At 69.0% G+C, this 19874-nt stretch carries 22 protein-coding genes; 15 read left to right on the plus strand and 7 right to left on the minus strand.

Going from position 1 to position 19874, the window contains the following annotated elements:
- Positions 1-2 precede the first annotated feature (2 nt).
- From AC3RXY_RS08060 to AC3RXY_RS08075, 4 genes are all read right to left on the minus strand, one after another.
- Positions 3-428, minus strand: a complete 426-nt coding sequence (locus tag AC3RXY_RS08060) for an OsmC family peroxiredoxin (RefSeq protein ID WP_491510382.1) — start codon at positions 426-428, stop codon at positions 3-5.
- A 71-nt stretch (positions 429-499) separates the two neighbouring features.
- On the minus strand, positions 500-1414 hold the full coding sequence (locus AC3RXY_RS08065) for a TIGR01777 family oxidoreductase (protein ID WP_491510383.1): 915 nt from the start codon (positions 1412-1414) through the stop codon (positions 500-502).
- 67 nt (positions 1415-1481) lie between these two features.
- Positions 1482-2012, minus strand: coding sequence for a DUF4395 domain-containing protein (locus AC3RXY_RS08070; RefSeq protein WP_491510384.1), 531 nt, complete (start codon positions 2010-2012; stop codon positions 1482-1484).
- 27 nt (positions 2013-2039) lie between these two features.
- Complete coding sequence (locus AC3RXY_RS08075; protein ID WP_491510385.1) at positions 2040-2447, minus strand: TlpA family protein disulfide reductase; 408 nt, start codon at positions 2445-2447, stop codon at positions 2040-2042.
- 96 nt (positions 2448-2543) lie between these two features.
- Between AC3RXY_RS08075 and AC3RXY_RS08080 the strand changes: the two genes are divergently transcribed.
- The 12 genes from AC3RXY_RS08080 to AC3RXY_RS08135 all read left to right on the plus strand — a co-directional run bounded on the left by AC3RXY_RS08080 (position 2544) and on the right by AC3RXY_RS08135 (position 14415).
- Positions 2544-3353 (plus strand): thymidylate synthase, encoded by an 810-nt coding sequence (locus tag AC3RXY_RS08080; RefSeq protein ID WP_491510386.1) that lies wholly within the window; start codon positions 2544-2546, stop codon positions 3351-3353.
- Positions 3350-3850: a dihydrofolate reductase gene (locus AC3RXY_RS08085; protein WP_491510387.1), complete on the plus strand. Its 501-nt coding sequence runs from the start codon at positions 3350-3352 to the stop codon at positions 3848-3850. Before AC3RXY_RS08080 ends, AC3RXY_RS08085 begins: the two co-directional genes overlap by 4 nt.
- 1 nt (position 3851) lies before the next feature.
- Positions 3852-4607, plus strand: coding sequence for an SDR family NAD(P)-dependent oxidoreductase (locus AC3RXY_RS08090; protein WP_491510430.1), 756 nt, complete (start codon positions 3852-3854; stop codon positions 4605-4607).
- 92 nt (positions 4608-4699) lie between these two features.
- Positions 4700-5677, plus strand: coding sequence for a 4-hydroxy-tetrahydrodipicolinate synthase (gene dapA, locus AC3RXY_RS08095; protein ID WP_491510388.1), 978 nt, complete (start codon positions 4700-4702; stop codon positions 5675-5677).
- Between the two features lie 43 nt (positions 5678-5720).
- Positions 5721-7397: a ribonuclease J gene (locus AC3RXY_RS08100; protein WP_491510389.1), complete on the plus strand. Its 1677-nt coding sequence runs from the start codon at positions 5721-5723 to the stop codon at positions 7395-7397.
- Positions 7398-7558: 161 nt separating this feature from the next.
- Positions 7559-10321: an FtsK/SpoIIIE family DNA translocase gene (locus tag AC3RXY_RS08105; RefSeq protein WP_491510390.1), complete on the plus strand. Its 2763-nt coding sequence runs from the start codon at positions 7559-7561 to the stop codon at positions 10319-10321.
- A gap of 123 nt (positions 10322-10444) precedes the next feature.
- Positions 10445-11092, plus strand: coding sequence for a CDP-diacylglycerol--glycerol-3-phosphate 3-phosphatidyltransferase (gene pgsA, locus AC3RXY_RS08110; RefSeq protein WP_491510391.1), 648 nt, complete (start codon positions 10445-10447; stop codon positions 11090-11092).
- Positions 11089-11568 (plus strand): CinA family protein, encoded by a 480-nt coding sequence (locus AC3RXY_RS08115; protein WP_491510392.1) that lies wholly within the window; start codon positions 11089-11091, stop codon positions 11566-11568. Before pgsA ends, AC3RXY_RS08115 begins: the two co-directional genes overlap by 4 nt.
- 174 nt (positions 11569-11742) lie before the next feature.
- Complete coding sequence (locus tag AC3RXY_RS08120) at positions 11743-12051, plus strand: helix-turn-helix domain-containing protein (RefSeq protein ID WP_491510393.1); 309 nt, start codon at positions 11743-11745, stop codon at positions 12049-12051.
- 3 nt (positions 12052-12054) lie between these two features.
- The gene (locus AC3RXY_RS08125) at positions 12055-12279 is read left to right on the plus strand and encodes a DUF3046 domain-containing protein (protein ID WP_491510394.1); all 225 of its coding nucleotides are present in this window, start codon (positions 12055-12057) and stop codon (positions 12277-12279) included.
- Positions 12280-12557: 278 nt separating this feature from the next.
- A complete protein-coding gene (gene recA / locus AC3RXY_RS08130; RefSeq protein WP_491510395.1) occupies positions 12558-13610 on the plus strand; it encodes a recombinase RecA in 1053 nt (350 codons plus the stop codon).
- Between the two features lie 28 nt (positions 13611-13638).
- Positions 13639-14415, plus strand: a complete 777-nt coding sequence (locus AC3RXY_RS08135; protein WP_491510396.1) for a regulatory protein RecX — start codon at positions 13639-13641, stop codon at positions 14413-14415.
- Between the two features lie 209 nt (positions 14416-14624).
- Here AC3RXY_RS08135 and AC3RXY_RS08140 read toward each other — a convergent pair whose 3' ends face one another.
- Positions 14625-15881, minus strand: coding sequence for an MFS transporter (locus AC3RXY_RS08140; RefSeq protein ID WP_491510397.1), 1257 nt, complete (start codon positions 15879-15881; stop codon positions 14625-14627).
- A 59-nt stretch (positions 15882-15940) separates the two neighbouring features.
- Complete coding sequence (locus AC3RXY_RS08145) at positions 15941-16312, minus strand: ArsR/SmtB family transcription factor (protein ID WP_491510398.1); 372 nt, start codon at positions 16310-16312, stop codon at positions 15941-15943.
- A 92-nt stretch (positions 16313-16404) separates the two neighbouring features.
- Between AC3RXY_RS08145 and AC3RXY_RS08150 the strand changes: the two genes are divergently transcribed.
- The 3 genes from AC3RXY_RS08150 to AC3RXY_RS08160 are packed head-to-tail and all read left to right on the plus strand — an operon-like array spanning position 16405 to position 18448.
- The gene (locus AC3RXY_RS08150; protein WP_491510399.1) at positions 16405-16779 is read left to right on the plus strand and encodes a PadR family transcriptional regulator; all 375 of its coding nucleotides are present in this window, start codon (positions 16405-16407) and stop codon (positions 16777-16779) included.
- The gene (locus tag AC3RXY_RS08155) at positions 16779-17741 is read left to right on the plus strand and encodes an HAAS signaling domain-containing protein (RefSeq protein WP_491510400.1); all 963 of its coding nucleotides are present in this window, start codon (positions 16779-16781) and stop codon (positions 17739-17741) included. Before AC3RXY_RS08150 ends, AC3RXY_RS08155 begins: the two co-directional genes overlap by 1 nt.
- Before the next feature lie 35 nt (positions 17742-17776).
- Complete coding sequence (locus AC3RXY_RS08160; protein WP_491510401.1) at positions 17777-18448, plus strand: hypothetical protein; 672 nt, start codon at positions 17777-17779, stop codon at positions 18446-18448.
- A 51-nt stretch (positions 18449-18499) separates the two neighbouring features.
- Here AC3RXY_RS08160 and AC3RXY_RS08165 read toward each other — a convergent pair whose 3' ends face one another.
- The gene (locus AC3RXY_RS08165) at positions 18500-19873 is read right to left on the minus strand and encodes a Cpe/LpqF family protein (protein ID WP_491510402.1); all 1374 of its coding nucleotides are present in this window, start codon (positions 19871-19873) and stop codon (positions 18500-18502) included.
- Position 19874 lies beyond the last annotated feature (1 nt).

The raw sequence follows: 19874 nt of genomic DNA on the forward strand, positions 1-19874 counted from the left end.
GGTCAGGCGAGAGTCGCTTCGAGGGTGATCTCGATCCCCGCGAGGGCCTGGGAGACGGGGCAGCCGACCTTGGCGCTCTCGGCGATCTGGGCGAAGCGTTCCGGGTCGAGGCCGGGGACCACCGCGTTGACATTGAGGTGGCTGCCGGTGATGCCGGTGCCCGGGGTGAACGTGACGGAGGCGGTGGTGTCGACGCGCTCTGGCGGGGTGCCGTTCTCCGCCAGCATGTTCGACAGAGCCATGCTGTAGCACGACGAGTGCGCGGCAGCGATCAGCTCTTCCGGAGTGGTCGTGGTCTCGGAGCCCGCGCTGCGGGCCTTCCAGTCGATCGGGAACGTGCCCAGGCGCGAGGACGAGAAGGCGACGGTGCCTGACCCGTCGAACAGGCTTCCGGTCCAGGTGGCGGCGGATTCGCTGGTGACGGACATGGCATCTCCTGTCGCAGGGGTGTTCGGTCAGCCTAGTCGTCGGTGCGTGGTTCCGGGCGAGGCGTCTCGGGTCATCCGTCCGCGTCGGGCCGCGGGTCCAGTGCTGCCGCCACGGCGTCCTCCACGGTCGGGTCCTGGAAGGAGAATCCGGTCGAGAGCAGCACCTGCGGCAGCGCGTGCTGATCGCAGGTGAGCAGCGATCGGGTGGCCTCACGACCCAGCACGAGCTCGAGGGCGGGGGCGGGTGCCGGCACGAGGAACGGCCGGTGCAGCCGCGCGGCCAGCGCGCGTCCGAGATCGTTCGCCGTCGCACGGGCGGGGCCGACCAGATTGACCGGGCCCTCGATGGGGTTGTCGATGATGTGGCGGATCGCGCGCACCTCGTCGGCCAAGGAGATCCAGGTCCACGACTGCGTGCCACGGCCGATCGGACCGGAGAGGCCCAGCCGGGTGAGCGCGATGAGCGGCTTGAGCACGCCGTCGGGGTGTACGACCGGGGCGGTTCGCAGCGTGGCCACGCGTGCCGCATCGCCCGCGGACCGGGCCACGCGCTCCCACTCCACACACAGGTCGGCGAGGAATCCCTCCCCGCGCGGCGACGTCTCGGTGAGGACGTCATGCGAGCGCTGCGGGTAGAAGCCGATGGCCGAGCCCGAGATGAACGCCGGAGCATCCGCGCCGAGGATTCTCAGGGCGTCGGCGATGGTGCGTGTGGGAAGAATACGCGAGGAACGCAGCTCCCGGCGGTAGGCCTTCGTCCACGGGAAACGACCGATACTGGCGCCGTTCAGGCAGACCACCGCGCGCGCCCCGGCCAGCACAGCGGGGTCGAGCCACTCGCCGGGCGTCCACCGCACCTGGTCTGGTGTCTCCGGCTCCTGGCGGACGAGGCGGGTCACGGGCACACCGTCGGACGCGAGCGAAGCGACCAGGGCGGTGCCGATGAGGCCGGAAGAACCGGCGACGATGACACGGTCGGCGCTCATAGGTGCTCCTCACAGTCGTTCCGGAGCCCCGCGGCGTCGTGGCCCCGCTCTGGGGAGCATACGTCGCTCAGTGCGCTGGTCGGCCCTTCGCGCGCTGAAGGAGCAGATAGATCTGGCAGCCGAGGCAGAAACCGAAGGCCGCGTTCAGGAACGCCGCGACGAAGGCCGCTGCGAGGGCGATCGGGAGCGCGAAGGGAACCCCGAGAAGGTGCAGGGTGATCCCGATCAGCACGACGGTGAGGCCGACCCCCTGGGCGAAGCGTGGCGGCCGGGGGTCCTCGAGGTCCACCGGGGGCTTCAGGCGGGGACGCACCACGGCGCGGAAGATCAGGTTCCAGGGGTGGGTGCGGGGTGAGAGCACGCCCCAGAGGAAGAGGAGCGCGATGATCACGGCGAGGGGGAGGGCGGGATGCGCCAGAGGTGCCGGCGCGGGATCGACCACGAACATCTCCTGGGCGAGCGGCTGATAGGCGAACCAGCCGCGTGAGCTGGACCCGCTCGGAAGAAGTGCCACGACGACGGCGATCAGCAGCAGCGCCGAGGTGATGGCGGCCCCGAAGCGCGGGCCGCGGGGATCGATGCCTGCAGGTTCTGACATGGGGGCCTCCTGGGGGTCTGTTCTGCGTCAGAGTACGGAGATCGCGGCGGTGAGCTCGTCGACCCGCGGCGGCCCGCCGAAACGGGCCCGGACCCGCAGAGCAGGATCGACGACGAAGACCGTCGGCGTCTGCAGCACGTGATAGCGGCGGGCGAGGTCGGGGCGGTCGGTGAGGTCGATCTCGACGTGCGCGAGCCCGTCGGCGTCGTCGGCCAGTGCGGTGAGCTGACGGCGCACCTGCGGGCAGCGCGCGCACTGCGTCGTGCTGAACTGGACGAGCGTGCCGCGCGTGCCCGTGACGGGAAGGTCTTTCGCCACCACGCGCAGATCGCCGGCGTCCCGTCTGCGGCCCGTGGTGGCGCGCCAGACCAGTCCGGCGACCACTGTGGCTGCGGTGAGCGCCAGAGCGATGAGGAGAGCGGTCGTCAGCGCCATGATCAGAGGATAGGGCGCCCGGCAGAGCGCGAGTCTGGTTGTGTCCTCCGGTGACGACACCGGCTGTGCGCGCTGGAGCGACGATATCGTTGAGCCATGAGTGAGCGCGTGCCGACCCCCTACGAGGACCTGCTCCGAGACGTGCTCGACAACGGCGTCCACAAGAACGACCGCACGGGCACGGGCACGACCAGCGTGTTCGGCCGCCAGATCCGGTTCGATCTCGCCGAGGGTTTCCCCCTGATCACGACCAAGCGCGTGCACCTGAAGTCGATCGTGTACGAGCTGCTGTGGTTCCTCCGCGGTGACGGCAACGCGCGCTGGCTGCAGGAGCACGGGGTCACGATCTGGGACGAGTGGGCCGATGCCGACGGCAACCTCGGACCGGTGTACGGCGTGCAGTGGCGGTCGTGGCCGACGCCGGACGGCGGGACGATCGACCAGCTCGCCGACGTCGTCGCGCAGATCCGCACGAACCCGGATTCACGTCGCCTGATCGTCTCGGCCTGGAACGTCGCGGACATCCCGCGGATGGCCCTCGCACCCTGCCACGCCCTCTTCCAGTTCTCCGTCGCAGACGGCAAGCTCTCGTGCCAGCTGTATCAGCGCAGTGCGGACATGTTCCTCGGCGTGCCGTTCAACATCGCCTCCTACGCCCTGCTGACGCTGATGGTGGCCCAGCAGACCGGGCTTGCGCCGGGGGAGTTCATCTGGACCGGCGGCGACTGTCACGTCTACGACAACCACGTCGATCAGGTCAGAGAGCAGCTCTCCCGCGATGCGTATCCGTTCCCGACGCTCCGGTTCGCGCGCACCCCGGCGTCGATCTTCGACTACGTCTACGACGATGTCGTCGTGGAGGGCTATCAGCACCACCCGGCGATCCGGGCCGAGGTCGCAGTATGACGGCGCGGCCGATCTCGCTCGGCCTGATCTGGGCGCAGACCCGTGACGGCGTGATCGGGGCCGACGGCGGGATGCCGTGGCATGTTCCGGAAGACCTTGCCCATTTCCGCGCCGTCACCGGGTCGTCTCCGGTCGTGATGGGGAGGCGGACCTGGGAATCGCTGCCCGAGCGTTTCCGGCCGCTGCCCGGCAGGGAGAACATCGTCATCACCCGGTCGCCGGGGTGGTCGGCTCCCGGAGCACGCCGTGCCGCAAGCATCGTCGAGGCCATCGCCGGCCTCGAAGCGGCATGGGTCATCGGCGGGGCGGAGATCTTCGCGCTCGCCGCAGACCTGGCGACCCGCTTGGAGGTCACCGAGCTCGACCTCGATGTGGCCGGTGACACGTTCGCCCCGTCGCGCGACGGATGGCGGCTCGCCGATGCCGGCGGGTGGCAGACCTCGCGCACCGGCGTCCGCTATCGCTTCCTCGGCTACGACCGTGAGAGCGGGCACTGACATGCCCCGTGCCCTCGTCACCGGCGCCAGCGCTGGGCTGGGTGCTGAGTTCGCCCGCCAGCTCGCGGCGCGCGGCGCCGACCTGGTCCTGGTCGCTCGCTCCGCGGACGCTCTCGAGGCTCTCGCCCGATCGCTGCGCGACGAGCATGGTGTCCGGGCCGATGTCCTGGTGGCCGACCTCGCGGTCGAGGAGGATGTGGAGCGTGTGGTCGAGCGGATCGCCCAGCACCCCATCGACGTCTTGGTGAACAACGCCGGGTTCGGCCTGCCGCTGCAGTTCGCCGACAACGACATCGACGACGAGGTGCGTCATCTCCGCGTGCTGGTGGAGGCGCCGATGCGGCTCATGCACGCAGCGCTCGCGGGGATGCGCGGCCGCGGCGGCACGATCGTCAACGTCGCGTCGGTCGCCGGCTTCCTGCCCCGCTCGACCTACGCCGCGTGCAAAGCGTGGGTGATCGGCTTCAGCCGATGGGCCGCCGTCGAGTACGCCGGCGACGGTGTGCGCATCACGGCCGTCTGCCCGGGATTCACGCACACCTCGTTCCACGAGCGGATGGGTCTTCCGCGCGGACAGGAGGGCGTGCCGGGGTGGATGTGGCTCGACGCGCGGAGCGTGGTGCGCACCGGACTGCGTGACGCGGCGCGTGGTCGGGCGGTCTCTGTGCCGTCCCTGCGGTACACGGCGCTCGCCGCCCTCGCGCGCCTGCTGCCGGCACCCGTCCTCGCACGCCTCGGCCGTCGCGGCCGCCTCTGACGCCTCACGGGGCGGCATCGGAGCAACCCGGTGCCGGAACAAGCGGACGCGCTGCCGAAAGGGATGCCGCAGGCCGGGGTACGCTGAGAACCATGACGCATTCGGGCAACCCCTTCGGACAGGTTCTCGTCGCGCTCGTCACCCCGATGACGGCCGACGGCGAGGTCGACTGGCCCGCGGTCGAGAAGCACATCGACCGAGTGATCTCCGACGGGGCGGACGGCATCGTCGTCACCGGCACGACGGGGGAGACGTCCACCCTCACCGACGCGGAGAAGATCCGCCTCGTCGAGGTGGCCCGCGCGGTCTCCGCCGGGCGCGCGAAGATCATCACCGGCGGCGGATCCAACGAGACCGCCCACGCCATCGATCTCTACCGGGCGAGCGAGAAGGCCGGCGCAGACGGCATCATGATCGTGACGCCGTACTACAACAAGCCGACGCAGGCGGGCATCCTGACGCACTTCCGTCTGGTCGCCGATGCCACAGACCTGCCGGTGATCCTTTACGACATCCCCGGTCGCACGGGCGTGCCGATCATGTACGAGACGATCCTGCGCCTCGCCAAGCACCCCAACATCATCGCCGTGAAGGACGCCAAGGGCGACTTCTCCGAGGTGAGCAGGGTGCTCAATCAGACCGACCTGCTGTACTTCTCCGGCGACGACGCGAATGTGCTCCCGCACCTGTCCATCGGGGCAGCGGGCATGATCGGCGTCACCGCCAACATCACGTCCGCGCCGTACCGCACGATCGTCGACGCGGTGAACCGCGGCGATCTGGCGACGGCCACCGAGACGCACCGGCAGCTCGAGCCGCTCGTGCGCGCCATCATGACGCACGTGCCCGGCACCGTCTCGGCGAAGTACGTGCTGCACGGGCTCGGCCGCATCGGCAGCCCGCGCGTGCGCCTTCCCCTGGTGGGACCAGAGGAATGGGAGGCAGCGATCATCGAGGACGAGCTCGCGCTCGTCTCCGGCATCCCTGGCGCCGACTTCTCCGACTTCCGGCCCGACCGCAATGCCGCCGCCGGCGGCGCGCTGCCCAAGGTGTCCGGCACCACGCGCTGAGAACACAACCGATGCGGGCGTCGCGCCCGTGACCTGGAGGACCATGTCCATTCCCCTCTCCGACATTCCCCCCCTCGCCCCCGGGACGCTCCGGATCACCCCGATCGGCGGGCTCGGCGAGGTCGGCCGAAACATGACCGTCTTCGATTACGACGGCAAGCTGCTCATCCTGGACTGCGGGGTGCTCTTCCCGGAGGAGCATCAACCCGGTGTCGACCTGATCCTGCCCGACTTCGAGCCGATCAAGGGTCGGCTCGACGACATCGTCGGGATCGTGCTCACGCACGGGCACGAGGATCACATCGGCGCGGTGCCGTATCTGCTGCGCTTGAAGGGCGACATTCCCCTGATCGGGTCCGGGCTCACGCTCGCTCTCGTCGAGGCGAAGCTCAAGGAGCACCGCATCAAGCCGGTCACGGTCACCGTCGCGGAGGGCCAGAAGGAACAGCTCGGCCCCTTCGAGCTGGAGTTCGTCGCGGTCAACCACTCGATCCCCGACGCCCTCGCCGTCGCGGTGCGCACGCCGGCCGGCCTCGTGCTGGCCACCGGTGACTTCAAGATGGACCAGCTGCCGCTCGACGGCCGCATCACCGATCTGCGTGCCTTCGCCCGGCTCGGCGAGGAGGGCATCGACCTCTTCCTCGTCGACTCGACCAACGCCGACGTGCCGGGCTTCACGCCGACGGAGCGTTCCATCGGACCGGTGCTGGAGCAGGTGATCGCGAAGGCGCCTCGCCGGGTGATCGTGGCGAGCTTCTCGAGCCACGTTCATCGCGTGCAGCAGGTGATCGACGCCGCCCACGCCCACGGGCGCCGGGTGGCCTTCCTCGGCCGCAGCATGGTGCGCAACATGACCATCGCCGAGAACCTCGGCTACCTCACCGTTCCGGAGGGGGTGCTGATCGACTACAAGAAAGCCAAGGATCTCCCGGACGACCAGGTGGTCTACATGTCCACCGGCTCGCAGGGCGAGCCGATGGCCGTGCTCAGCCGGATGGCCAACCTGGACCACGCGATCGAGCCCGGCGAGGGCGACACCGTGATCCTGGCGTCGAGCCTGATCCCGGGCAACGAGAACGCCGTGTACCGGGTCATCGATGGACTGACGAAGCTCGGTGCGACCGTGGTGCACAAGGGCAACGCCAAGGTGCACGTCTCCGGCCACGCCGCGGCGGGTGAGCTGCTGTACTGCTACAACATCCTGCGCCCCCGCAATGTCCTGCCGGTGCACGGCGAGCACCGCCACCTGATGGCCAACGCCAAGCTGGCGCAGGAAACCGGGATCCCGGCGGAGCGCACGATCCTGGCCGAGAACGGCACCGTGATCGACATGAAGGACGGCGAAGCCCGCGTGGTGGGCCAGCTGGAGATCGGATACGTCTACGTCGACGGCTCGACGGTGGGCGAGATCACGGACGCCGACCTCAAGGACCGGCGCATCCTCGGCGAAGAGGGCTTCATCTCGGTGATCGTGGTGGTCGACGCCGCGACGGGGAAGATCGTCAGCGGACCGGAGATCCATGCCCGCGGCGTCGCAGAGGATGACGCCGTGTTCGACGATGTCACCCCCAAGATCGTCGCTGCGCTCAAGGAGGCCGCCGGCAACGGCGTGCGGGACACGCACGCGCTCTCGCAGGTCGTGCGGCGCACGATCGGCCGCTGGGTCAACCAGAAGCTGCGGCGGCGTCCGATGATCGTCCCGCTCGTCATCGAGGCCTGACCCTTCCGCACGAAAACAGGCAGACAGCGCCAGATCAGGCCGTTCCGTGAGGTTTCGTCCTGATGTGGTGTTGTCTGCCTGTTTCCATGCGGGCCGTCGAACTCGGCTGAGACCCGCGTCATTCCCGGGCGATGTCGCCGGCAGCGCGTAGCGTGGGAAGCATGCCCAGGAGCTCGACGACCACACGCGCTAGCGGCGCGCCGTCGCGCGGCGCGTCGTCGAAGGCACGCAAGCCCGCGCCGGCGCCGAAGGAGTCCATCGACGCCGCGGCCAAGCCGCCGGTTCTCGTGCGTGCCTGGAACGGACTCGCCCACGGGGTGGGAGGACTTTTCCGCTCTTTCGGGCTGGAGACCCTCGAGAAGGACCAGCGCAGGGACAGCCTGCCGTTCCTGCTCGTCCTGCTCGCCGCCGCGGGGGCGGTGGTCGAATGGTTCCTCATCGGCAACGAGGTCGCCACGACCATCAGCGCCTACAGCTTCGGCATCCTCGTCGGCCGGGCGGCGTTCATTCTGCCCGTCCTGCTCGTGCTGCTCGCGGGCTGGCTCTTCCGGCACCCGTCGTCGGTGTACGACAACGGCAGGGTGGGCATCGGCTTCGTCATGCTGGTGGTCACGATCGCCGCGTTCTGCCATGAGGCCGGCGGGCGCCCGGATCCGCAGCAGGGACCGCCCGCGCTGAGTGCTGCGGGGGGCCTCTTCGGGTGGCTGGTCGGTGAGCCGCTCGCGCTCGGCCTGACCGTGATCGGCGCGAACATCGTCCTGTCGCTCCTGGGTGTGCTCAGCATCCTCATCCTGACCAAGACCCCGCCGAACCGCATCGGCCATCGCCTCGGAGAGCTCTATGTGTGGGCGTTCGACGCGCAGCGCCGGCCCGCCGACGAGGGCGACGCTGCGACCGAGCGGCTCCCCGTCGATGACTCGCTGCCGTGGTGGCGACGCAATCGCACCGGTCGTGAGGAGGATCCTGATGGCGCCCGTCTCGGCTCGCAGGACCTCACCGAACTCCTTCCTGTCGGATCGTCGTCCGGTGGTTTCGATCAGGCCATCGCGCCGTCGTCCTTCGACGTCGCCCTCGACGACCCGGAGCCGGCTCCGGCGCGCCCGGCGCCCCGCTTCGCCCCGACGAAGCCGGTGCCAGCGCCAGACCCCGATGCGGCGACGCAGATCCTCGACGGACTGACCGACTTCGCCGCCGGCCTCGGCGACGAAGACCCCGGAGCGGCGACCGCGCTGCTCGGCGACGGCGAGCACGACACCGGCGAGCTGGCCGGTCTCTCCGGCATCGGCACGGCGGGTCCGGGGGAGAGCGGCATCCAGCCGCCGAGCACGCCCTACATCCTGCCCTCGGCGACGTCGCTGGCTGCGGGTTCTCCGCATCGCGACCGTTCCGCGGCGAACGACCAGGTGGTCGCGCAGATCACCGGCGTGCTCGACCAGTTCGGCATCGACGCGAAGGTCACCGGCTTCTCGCGCGGGCCGACGGTCACCCAGTACGAGATCGAGCTCGGGCCCGGCGTGAAGGTCGAGCGGATCACCGCGCTGTCGAACAACATCGCCTACGCGGTGGCGTCGAACGAGGTGCGCATCCTCGCGCCGATCCCCGGCAAGAGCGCCATCGGCGTGGAGATCCCCAATGCGGATCGCGAGATCGTGACGCTCGGCGACGTGCTGCGCTCGACAGCGGCCGCCCAGGCGACGCACCCCATGACGATCGGCATCGGCAAGGACGTCGGCGGCGGCTACGTCGTGGCGAACCTCGCCAAGATGCCGCACCTCCTCGTGGCCGGATCCACCGGGTCCGGAAAGTCCAGCTTCGTGAACTCGATGATCACGAGCCTGCTGATGCGCGCGACCCCGGCGCAGGTGCGGATGGTGCTGATCGACCCGAAGCGTGTCGAGCTGACCTCCTACACGGGCGTGCCCCACCTGATCACCCCCATCATCACGAGCCCGAAGAAGGCCGCTGAGGCGCTGCAGTGGGTCGTCAAGGAGATGGACATGCGGTACGACGACCTCGCGTCGTTCGGATTCCGCCACATCGACGACTTCAATCGCGCGGTCACCTCGCGTGAGATCCAGCTCCCGCCCGGCAGCGAGCGTGTGCTCAAGCCCTACCCGTACCTCCTGGTGGTGGTCGACGAGCTCGCCGACCTGATGCTGGTCGCCCCGCGCGACGTCGAGGACTCGATCCAGCGCATCACCCAGCTCGCCAGAGCGGCCGGGATCCATCTGGTGCTCGCGACCCAGCGTCCGTCCGTCGACGTCGTCACCGGTCTCATCAAGGCCAATGTGCCGTCTCGCCTCGCTTTCGCGGTGTCCAGCGTCACCGACTCCCGCGTCATCCTCGATCAGCCGGGCGCTGATCGCCTGATCGGTCAGGGTGACGGCCTGTTCCTGCCGATGGGCGCCTCCAAGCCGATCCGTGTGCAGGGCGCGTGGGTGAACGAGGACGAGATCGAGCGCGTCGTGACGCACGTCACCGCGCAGGCACGGCCGGAGTACCGGCCGGATGTGCAGCAGGTCGCGGAGAAGAAGGAGGTCGACGCCGACATCGGAGACGACCTCGATCTCCTGCTTGCCGCCGCCGAGCTGGTGGTGGGATCGCAGTTCGGCTCGACGTCGATGCTCCAGCGCAAGCTGCGGGTGGGCTTCGCGAAGGCCGGACGCCTGATGGACCTGCTCGAATCGCGTGAGATCGTCGGCCCCTCGGAGGGGTCGAAGGCGCGCGACGTGCTGGTCAACGCCGAGCAGCTGCCGGGTGTGCTGGCTCGGTTGCGCGGCGACGAGCCGCCGCAGCCGCACGCATCAGAAGCGCCGTCCGACCCCTACGGAACGGATGCCGTGGCGGCCCAGTTCGACGGGTACGAGGTCGTGGAGTCCGAGGAGGACTCCGAAGACGCGTGGAGTCTCACCGGCCGCGACTGACGTCTCCGCTCCGTGCGGGCGCCGCCCCGACGGCCCACGACGGATGGTGTTCCGTGTCCGGGGCGGGGCATCGCACGCAGGGCGGGGCCGGGGCGGTGCCGTCGTGCCGACTAGGCTCGCATCGTGGCCATCCCCAAGCAGCTTCCGAACGCGATCACGATCGTCCGCATCCTCTGCGTCCCGGTCTTCCTCTGGCTGCTGCTGGCGGAGCCGGGCACACGAGCAGAGTTCATCGCCTTCTCCGATGCTCCGAGCGATGCCGTGGCCTACCAGGCCGCGGTCGGCGCGGTGGCACCCGGGGCGATGCGCTGGTGGGCGGCGGTCCTGTTCATCGTCGCGATCGCCACGGACGGCGTCGACGGCTATCTCGCTCGCAAGTACCACCTCGTCAGCGACCTCGGCAAGCTTCTCGACCCGATCGCGGACAAGGCGCTCACCGGTGCCGCGTTCATCGGCCTCTGGATTCTGGGAGAGCTGCCGGGGTGGGTCGTCCTGCTGGTGCTGGTGCGTGAGATCGGCATCACCGTCCACCGTCTGATGATCGTGGAGGACCACGTCGTCGCCGCGGCGTGGATGGGCAAGCTCAAGACGGTCGCGCAGGCTGTCGCGCTCTCGTTCGCGCTGCTGCCGTTCGGCGCGGTGTGGCCGGACGCCGCTGGTCTGTTCTGGTGGATCAATGTCGTCACGATGACCATCGCCGTGGTGCTCACCGTGGCGAGCGGTATCGACTACGTCATCACCGCCGTGCGCGCGCGGCGCACCGCACGATGAGCGCCGCCGCCGCTGTCCTGACGCTCCTCCGGCAGCGGGGGTGGTCGATCGGGGTCGCCGAGTCGCTGACCGGCGGGATGCTGGTCAGCGCTCTCATCGATGTGCCGGGAGCCTCGGAGAGCGTGCGCGGGGGCGTGGTGGCATACGACACGGCGATCAAGGCGTCCGTGCTGGGTGTCGACCCCGGCCTGCTCGCCGAGCACGGAGCTGTGCATCCGGACGTTGCCCGACAGATGGCGCTCGGCGTGCGTCGTGCGATGGCGGTCGCGGGGGTCCCGGCGGACGTGGGCGTGTCGACCACCGGGATCGCCGGGCCCGACTCGCCGGACGGCCAACCGGTCGGGACCGTGCACATCGGCATCGCGACTCCGAGCGGAGTGCGGGTGGTCTCGCTCGTCATTCCGGGCGACCGTGCCGAGATTCGCGGGGGGAGCGTGCGCGAAGCGCTCAGGGAGTTGTGCGAGGAGATGGAGTGATCCTTGCCCGGTGGCGACCGGGAATAGCTCCGCTTCTTCTCGGGTTGTCATCTTTTGACGCTGAAGGTTCGCGATTCCAAGCGGGCGCACAGCAGAGAAAGGTTAGAGTGACACCAACCGGTGCAGTAGTCTTGACAGCCCGGCAGATCGATCAGAGGGAAGGGAGGGACTGAGATGATCCTGGCACGTCACGAGATCGGCGACGTCCTCCGCGACCTCCGCCAGCGCAAGGGGCAGACCCTTCGCCAGGTCGCGAGCAAGGCGTCGGTGGCCCTCGGCTACCTCAGCGAGGTCGAACGCGGGCAGAAGGAAGCCTCGAGCGAGATCATCGCCTCGGTGGCAGAAGCTCTTGAAGTCCCCATCTCCACGATCTATCACGAGGTCGGCGACCGGCTCTCGGTGCTCGAAGGTCTCCAGGTGTTCCCTGATGTCGTTCCCGACGACCTGGTGGCATCCGTCGAGTCCGAGCTCTCGCTGCGCTGACGCGTGCGTCGCAGCGAGTTCCTCCGCGCCGTCGATGCGGAGTTCGGTTCCCGTGCGCTGTCGTTGATGCACGATCTCGTGCTGGCGGCGGTGGGGGACCGCACTCCGGTGCAGGCCCTTGACGCGGGCACCCCGCCGCGGGAGATCTGGCTCGCGCTCTGCGAAGAGGTGGGTGTTCCTGCTGAGCGGCGCTACGGCGTCGGCCGCATCGACCCGAAGCGCGGCTGATCGCTTCGCGAGTGCGCTCGCCCATTGGATGTGTTCGGCGAATCGGCGTGTCGGTGCGCCGCATCATCGAATATTCGTTCGAGAGGGCGTAGTCTTCTGAACAGGTGGACGTCTCGCCATGTTCTCCACATACCCGGGAACCCGACTGTCGATGTCGGAGGCCCCGCGTACCGTGAAGCACGCGGCGAAAAGCCATTCGCCTTGTCGGAGAATCATCCCTTGCCGGGGGCGGTCGCGACAGCCTAGAGGCGGCAGCACACGAGCAGAAGGAGCACGCCATGCCCAGCACAGCCGAACGCGAGAAGGCCCTGGAGTCGGCCCTCGCGCAGATCGATCGTCAGTTCGGGAAGGGCTCGGTCATGCGGCTGGGCAGCGACGAGCGTGCGCCCGTCGAGATCATTCCGACCGGCTCCATCGCTCTCGACGTCGCACTCGGCGTCGGCGGTCTGCCCCGAGGTCGCATCATCGAGATCTACGGCCCAGAGTCCTCCGGTAAGACCACGCTCACGCTGCACGCGATCGCAAACGTTCAGCGGGCGGGCGGCATCGCCGCGTTCATCGACGCCGAGCATGCGCTCGACCCCGACTACGCCAAGAAGCTCGGCGTCGACATCGACGCTCTCCTGGTCTCCCAGCCGGACACCGGTGAGCAGGCCCTCGAGATCGCCGACATGCTGATTCGCTCCGGCGCGATCGATCTCGTCGTCATCGACTCGGTCGCAGCGCTCGTTCCTCGGGCGGAGATCGAGGGCGAGATGGGAGACTCGCACGTCGGTCTGCAGGCGCGCCTCATGTCGCAGGCGCTGCGTAAGCTCACGGGTGGGCTGAACCAGACGAAGACCACGGCGATCTTCATCAACCAGCTGCGTGAGAAGATCGGTGTCTTCTTCGGCTCGCCGGAGACCACCGCGGGTGGAAAGGCGCTCAAGTTCTACGCATCGGTGCGCCTGGACATTCGTCGCATCGAGACGTTGAAGGACGGCTCGGAAGCGGTCGGGAACCGCACCCGCGTCAAGGTCGTCAAGAACAAGATGGCACCCCCCTTCAAGCAGGCGGAGTTCGACATCCTTTACGGCACCGGCATCTCCCGCGAGGGCAGCCTGATCGATTTCGGCGTCGAGCACGGCATCGTCAAGAAGTCCGGGTCCTGGTATACGTACGATGGCGACCAGCTGGGGCAGGGCAAGGAGAACGCCCGCAACTTCCTGCTCAACAACGCCGACATCGCCGACGCGATCGAGACGCAGATCAAGCAGAAGCTCGGTGTGGGTGGTGCCTCTGCCGAGGAGCCGGCACAGGCCGACGAACTCGCTCAGCGTCGTCCCGCGTGACGGTCCGTACTGGGTGACGAGGACGATCATGTCGACGCAGAACGGGGGCGAGCGGATGATTCCGTCCGGGCTCGCCCCTGTCATCCCGATGTTCTCCGGCCAGCGGGCGGCGGGCGCGGTCGATGAGGGGTCGGGAGATGCCGGCACGCCCTCGTCACGGCATCCAGCCCACCGACGGAGCGGCTCTGTCGTGGCGTTCCGAGACAGCGCGGGGGCCATCGATGGTCCCCGCGCGATCGGCGGCGCGGCGGTGGGCGATGACGCGGACGACGGGCCGACGATCGACGAGGTCATGGCGGCGGCGGAGGACTTCCTCGTGCGGAGGCTCCGCGGGCGACAGCTCTCGGTGCAGGAGGCGCGTGACGTGCTCGCCGAACAGGTGAAGAGACGTGGTGCATCGGGCGATCTTCGATCCGGTGATCGCATTGCGGAGATCCTCGAGCGTTTCCAGGGGCATGGCTATCTCGATGACCGTTCGCTCGCCGAGCACCTCGTGCGAACCGGCGTGGAGCGCAAAGGACAGGGGAGGAGTCTGCTCTCCCGGACCCTCGCCCAGCGCGGGATCTCAGCACCGATCGTGGCTGAGGTGCTCGACGAGCTCTCGAACGACGACGAGGATGAGCGGGCTCTGGAGTATGCGCGCTCCGCTGCCCGCTCGATGACGAACCTCGACTTCGAGGTTGCGCTGCGTCGTCTGGCGGGGCGCCTCGCTCGGCGCGGTTTCGGTTCGTCTTCGCTGTCGGTTGCACGCAAGGCACTCCAGGAGGCTGCGGCCCCTCGCGGTCATTCGGTGCGCTTCGAGTAGAGCGCTCTCCGGGCCTCCGCGCACACGTGCCGGTACGCCGCTACGCCTGTGTACCGGTACGCCTGTGTACCGGTACGTCCGTGTACCTCCAGTCGGTGGGCGCCCTGTGTTGCGGCAGTGCCGTCGGCGATCGGCCGGGAATGTTCGTCGTGGTGCTGATGGCGGTGGCGGCACGGCTGTGTGCACCGCGCCGGGGATCCGGGCGACCGTCACGTCTCTGAATGACGTGTCGTCCGGGGATGAGCGGGTTCGTCGCTCCCTGTCCGGAGACGCGGGGATGCGGCGAGGGCGATCGCGGCAGCGGCCGCCGCGATCACCGTCAGCACGAGCGCAGCGAGGGTGAGATCCGTCGCGCCGAGCCATCCGGCGACCGGATAGGCGATCAGGAAGCAGGCGTGCGAGAGCGCGAACTGCGCGGTGTAGACGAGACCACGGTTGCTCGCGTTCGAGGCGTCCGCGAGCAGCCGTGATGATGGTGTGCCGACGAGGGATGTGCCCATGCCGAGCACCGCCCAGGTGGCGAGCAGCCATCCCCAGCCGGTTCCGGTCGCCGTCACGGCCACGGTCATGACCACGGCGGCGATCAGGCAGACGACGATCATCGTCAGGCCGATCCTCATCGTCGGGATCACACCGATCCGCGTCGTGATGCGCGGGACGGCGAGGGCCATCACGAGGGAACCAATACCGCAGGCGGCGAGGGTGAGGGCGAGTGCGGTGTCGTCGAGGCGCAGCACGCCCTTCGCGTAGACCACGGAGTTCACGAGGACGAGCGCCGTCCCCGTCGCGACGACCACATTGGCGAGCATCAGGAAGCGGAGCGTCGGGGTGGCGGCGAAGATCCGTGCGCCGAGGGGGAGGCGTTGCCAGAACGTGGTGTCATCGAGGCGCGGCGGCAGCGCGGGCAGCCGGGTCGTGAGGACGAGGGCGCCGGAGATGGCGAACCCGAGCGCGGTGCCGAAGAAGAGATTCCCTGAGGTGGTGATCGTCAGCAGCGCCGCGGCGATCGCCGGGCTCAGCAATGACTCGAGATCGTAGGCAAGGCGTGACAGCGCCAGTGCGCGCGTGTAGTCGCGGGGCTCGGGCACAACGGCGGGAATGAGCGCCTGGAACGCGGGGGTGAACGTCGCCGACGCTGACTGCAGCACGAACACCAGGAGGAAGATCTGCCACGTCTCTGTCGTGAACGGCAGGCACAGTGCCACGGCGAGTCGTACCGCATCCGCCGTGACGAGAACCGCCTTCTTCGGCAGGCGATCGACGAGCGCGGCGATCAATGGTGCGACGCCGACATAGGCGACCATCTTGATCGTCAGGGCGGTGCCGAGCACAGAACCCGCCGCATCGCCGGCGATATCGAACGCCAGCAGCCCCAACGCGACCGTGAGGAGGCCGGTGCCGAGCAGGGCGATCACCTGAGCGGCGAAGAGTCGCGCGTAGGTCGGGTCGCGCAGGACCCTGAGCATCAGCGCAGCACCCTGGGCATCATTGCAGCACCCTGGGCATCAGTGCGGCACCCTGGGCATCAGCGCGTCTCGGATGGCGCCGGGTGCGTGCCCCGATGGTGCGCCGGGTCTGTGCTGAGGGAGTGTTCGGCCTGGAAGATCGCCTCGGCGACCAGCTGACGGGCATGCTCGTTCGCCAGCCGGTAGAACACCTTCGTCCCCTCCTGGCGGGTCAGCACGATGCGCGCCAGGCGCAGCTTCGCCAGATGCTGGGAAACCGCCGGCGCCGACTTGCCCACCAGCTCCGCGAGCGTGTTCACCGGAAGCTCCCGATCTCGCAGCGCGAGGATGATGCGTACCCGCGTGGCGTCGGCGAGCATCGAGAAGACCTCGACGGCCAGCTCGACGGAAGCGCTGTCCGGGCCGAGGGTGCATCCGCTATTTGCATTCATACGCAGATTATTGCATGACGTTCCTCGGTCATGCCCGGCTGTTCTCGAACTCTTGTCTTGCAATACTTGCGATGCAAGGTAAGAATGGCAGCATGGACGAAGCCGGCGAGCGGATGGCGACGAACATCCGCAAGGGCGTTCTGGAGTCGTGTGTGCTCGCCCTGCTCGCGCAGCGCGACATGTACGGTCTCGAGCTTGCCGAGACCCTGGGCGCGCGCGGTCTGACCGCGAGCGAGGGCAGCCTCTATCCGCTTCTCGCGCGGATGCGGGAGAGCGGATTCGTCGAGACACGGTGGGAAGCCGGATCCGGCGCCCGGTCGCGACGGTACTACGCCGTCACACCGCGCGGCCGGGCGCAGCTCGACACCTTCCGCGCCGTCTGGGGAACGCTCGCACCCCGCGTGGCGGAGGTGCTCGACGGCGTTCCCGCACACGATGAGCACTCAATCGACATGGAGGAACAGTGATGAACGAGGCCCTGGACCCGGTCGCGCAGCGCTACCTGCAGGCACTTCGACGAGCATTGTCCGATCTGCCGGAGCAAGCCAGGTCGGCCATCGTCGACGATGTGCGCGCACACCTGCTCGACGCGGAGGAGGCCGGCCGCAGTACGGATGACGTGCTGCGCGGCCTCGGCTCGCCCGAAGAGGTCGCGCAGGCGTCGCGGGAGGAGCTGTTCCTGAGCCCTGCGGTGGTCGAGAACAATGCCGATGCCGCGCGCGCGGATGCCGCCTTCCGCCTGCTCATCGTGGCGGCGGTCGTGACAGCGGTCGTCGCGGCGGTGTTCGTCACCTTCCTCCTGCCGTCGTTCGCCGTCGCCGTCCCACCCGAATCCGCCTCCGGCGGCCAGGTCGAGGTGTCCCTGATCGCCTCACACGGTCCGGGCATCGCGCTCGTGACGCTCGCTCCGGCGATCGCCGCTGCCCTGCCGCTGGTGGTGCCCCGCCGGATGCGCACGGTCGTGACGCTCGGCGTCGCCCTCGCCCTGATGCTTTTCGCCGTGCTCGCCAGCGTGACCATCGGCAGCTTCTTCCACGTGGTCGCTTTGCTGGTCTGGGCTGCAGTCCTGGTGCCGTGGCGGATCACGCACGGCCTGGACCTGCGCGCGACACCGCTCTGGCGCATCACCGGTGCGGTGATGCTCGCGCTTCCGGTCCTGGTGGGGTTCGCCGGCCTCGCCTCGGGGACGATCATCGGGACCCCTGCCCTGTTCGTCGCGATCCTCGTCGCCATCAGCTGCGCTGTGCTCTTCGTCACCGGATGGCGACCGGGCTTTCTCGTGATCGCGCTGAGCGGGGCGGTGCTCATGGCCGCCGGGCTGGTCGAATCCGGGATGATGACGGTTCTCGTCTGGTCGATCGGCGGCATCTACCTCATGATCGGTCTGGCCGGATTCGCGGCGACCTCGAGCCGTGGTCGTGACGCATGAGCGGGTCGCTGCGGCTGACCGCGTTGGGCGCCATCATGGTCCTGCTCCTTACCGGCTGCGCGGTGTCGCCGAAGAGCACCTACACCGACGCCGCGGGCGTCGCGGTGACCGTCGACTGGGCTGACTATCCCGCCAACGCGTGGACGGCGGTGGACGACGTCATCGCGACGCCCCGCGTGGAGGCGGTCGCGGAACGGGAACGACGCATCGTCGCGGATATCGCGGCGGAGCTCGCGACGGGCTTCGGCCTCGCGCCGGTCGAGGTGCGCGGCGAGGGAGCCTGGCATCCGGACTCCGGGAACAGATACGGCGGTGACAGCATGCTGACGACCTACAACTCCGCTGACCTCCGCATCGTCGGAGAGATCGACCCGTCAGAGTGGGATCGCGTGCTCGATGAGGTCGAGAGCGTTCTCGCCGCGCAGGGGTTCGAGCGCCGCCTCGTCGAGCCCGAGGAGGAAGCGCGCGCCGCGTGGATGCGCAGCGCTGACTTCCAGCGTCGCGGCGAATGGGTCTGGGTGACGGTTCAGAACGCCGGCCTTGACCCCGAGGCGCGCGCCGACGCCGAGGAGTTCGACGGCCTGGTCGCCGGCGTCTCCGTCTTCTACGGCGTGACAACCATCTCAGCGCGGGACGTGCCGGCTTTCGAGAGGGCGGCAGCGCCGTTCGCCGGGCTCGAGCGGCCGGCCGAGACGCACTCGGACTGACAGTCGACGGTGCGCTGTCCGTCCGAGTGCGTCGGCTGACGCTGCCGGCGGTCAGTCCGCAAGCAGCGTGAATACGTCCTCCACGAGGCCGAACAGCTCGCTCTGTGCTTCGCTCCCGATGACCGTGTCGTCGGACGACAGCACCACCAAAGTGAGGACGGCGCCATCGGAGCGCTCTGCTCGCCAGGATCCGGTGAGGACGCCGATGTTCGAGCCGCCCTTGAAAGCCGCCTGCGGCCACTCGTCGGTCGAGATCCTCACGCCGGGGTTCAGGGTGAGGACCTCCGTGACAGCGGTGTCCGTGGCTCCCCGCTCATGCAGTGCCGTGTGCGCGGCTGTGATGTCGGCCGCGCTGGCGAACCACTCCACACCCTCCGGCCACGAGACCTCCGGCGAGATGTTGGCCGCCGTCAGCTCGAATGGGCGCCCGTCGAGCTCGGCGACCACCGCCCGGCGCTCGGCCTCGTCACCGGACTCCCACCGAGCACGCAGATCGTCATGGCCGCCCCAGGAGAGCGCGAACATCTCCTGCGTGGTGAGGAACGGGCGCAGCGCCGCAGGGTCATGATGGCCCATCGCAGCGACCGCGTTCTCGACCGCGTCACGGCCGACGTATGCGATGAGCATGTCCGTGGCGGTGTTGTCGCTGATGGAGATCATCTTGTCGGCCGCTTCGCGCACCGTGACCTCGGTGCCCGTCGGGGCATCCTGCAGCTCGCCGGAGGGCAGGCTGCGGACGTCGTCGGTCACGGTGAGAACATCGTCCCAGCTCGCCGTGCCGGCAGCGACAGCATCGGCGACCGCTCCCAGCACGTAGAGCTTGAAGATCGAGCCCAGGGGAGCGGAGACGTTCGGATCGCTGTCGAGGATGGTCTTTCCGTCCAGGGTGACCAGCACCCGTGTGTCGCCGGGGAGCGCAGCCCACCGTTGGCCGACCTCGTCGATCGAGGCCGCGGGCGTGTGCGGGGGCATGACGGGGGACAAGAACAGACCCGTGATCAGGCCCGCCTCGTCGACCACGATCGACAGGTCGAACGGCTCGCCCAGCACGCCGGCGATCGTGGTGACCGCCTCGTTCTCGGTCCCGCGGTACGCCGTCGGCACGAGCGGCCGGGCCGGGCGGATCTGCGTTTCGATGATCTGGGCGATCTCCTCGGCGCTCACCGACGCGAGGAAGTCCGGGTGCAGGCGCGGCTCCCACTCCGCCGGATCGGTCTCGGTCTCGGCGTTCATCTGCTCGAGCACCCAGCGGGTGGCGTCCCCGGCGGGCGTCGCCGGGATATCGACGGCCGCGGCGGTCGAGGCGGCGGAGGCTTCTGGTGCCGGTTGCTCCGCGGCGGGGGCGGAGCAGGCGGAGAGCAGGAGCGCGAGGGAGGCGGCCGCGGCCGCGGCGATCGTTTTGCGGGGAGGACGGGGCACAGTCACA

This window comes from Microbacterium longlingense, assembly GCF_058349825.2.

Coding starts and splice junctions, on each gene's coding strand:
- AC3RXY_RS08080 (WP_491510386.1), top strand. CDS start 2,544: ATGAGTGAGCGCGTGCCGACCCCCTACGAGGACCTGCTCCGAGACGTG.
- AC3RXY_RS08105 (WP_491510390.1), top strand. CDS start 7,559: ATGCCCAGGAGCTCGACGACCACACGCGCTAGCGGCGCGCCGTCGCGC.
- AC3RXY_RS08085 (WP_491510387.1), top strand. CDS start 3,350: ATGACGGCGCGGCCGATCTCGCTCGGCCTGATCTGGGCGCAGACCCGT.
- AC3RXY_RS08100 (WP_491510389.1), top strand. CDS start 5,721: ATGTCCATTCCCCTCTCCGACATTCCCCCCCTCGCCCCCGGGACGCTC.
- AC3RXY_RS08160 (WP_491510401.1), top strand. CDS start 17,777: ATGGTCCTGCTCCTTACCGGCTGCGCGGTGTCGCCGAAGAGCACCTAC.
- AC3RXY_RS08145 (WP_491510398.1), bottom strand. CDS start 16,312: ATGAATGCAAATAGCGGATGCACCCTCGGCCCGGACAGCGCTTCCGTC.
- AC3RXY_RS08075 (WP_491510385.1), bottom strand. CDS start 2,447: ATGGCGCTGACGACCGCTCTCCTCATCGCTCTGGCGCTCACCGCAGCC.
- AC3RXY_RS08120 (WP_491510393.1), top strand. CDS start 11,743: ATGATCCTGGCACGTCACGAGATCGGCGACGTCCTCCGCGACCTCCGC.
- dapA (WP_491510388.1), top strand. CDS start 4,700: ATGACGCATTCGGGCAACCCCTTCGGACAGGTTCTCGTCGCGCTCGTC.
- AC3RXY_RS08155 (WP_491510400.1), top strand. CDS start 16,779: ATGAACGAGGCCCTGGACCCGGTCGCGCAGCGCTACCTGCAGGCACTT.
- AC3RXY_RS08065 (WP_491510383.1), bottom strand. CDS start 1,414: ATGAGCGCCGACCGTGTCATCGTCGCCGGTTCTTCCGGCCTCATCGGC.
- AC3RXY_RS08150 (WP_491510399.1), top strand. CDS start 16,405: ATGGACGAAGCCGGCGAGCGGATGGCGACGAACATCCGCAAGGGCGTT.
- AC3RXY_RS08135 (WP_491510396.1), top strand. CDS start 13,639: ATGTCGACGCAGAACGGGGGCGAGCGGATGATTCCGTCCGGGCTCGCC.
- recA (WP_491510395.1), top strand. CDS start 12,558: ATGCCCAGCACAGCCGAACGCGAGAAGGCCCTGGAGTCGGCCCTCGCG.
- AC3RXY_RS08140 (WP_491510397.1), bottom strand. CDS start 15,881: ATGCTCAGGGTCCTGCGCGACCCGACCTACGCGCGACTCTTCGCCGCT.
- AC3RXY_RS08115 (WP_491510392.1), top strand. CDS start 11,089: ATGAGCGCCGCCGCCGCTGTCCTGACGCTCCTCCGGCAGCGGGGGTGG.
- AC3RXY_RS08060 (WP_491510382.1), bottom strand. CDS start 428: ATGTCCGTCACCAGCGAATCCGCCGCCACCTGGACCGGAAGCCTGTTC.
- AC3RXY_RS08090 (WP_491510430.1), top strand. CDS start 3,852: ATGCCCCGTGCCCTCGTCACCGGCGCCAGCGCTGGGCTGGGTGCTGAG.
- AC3RXY_RS08070 (WP_491510384.1), bottom strand. CDS start 2,012: ATGTCAGAACCTGCAGGCATCGATCCCCGCGGCCCGCGCTTCGGGGCC.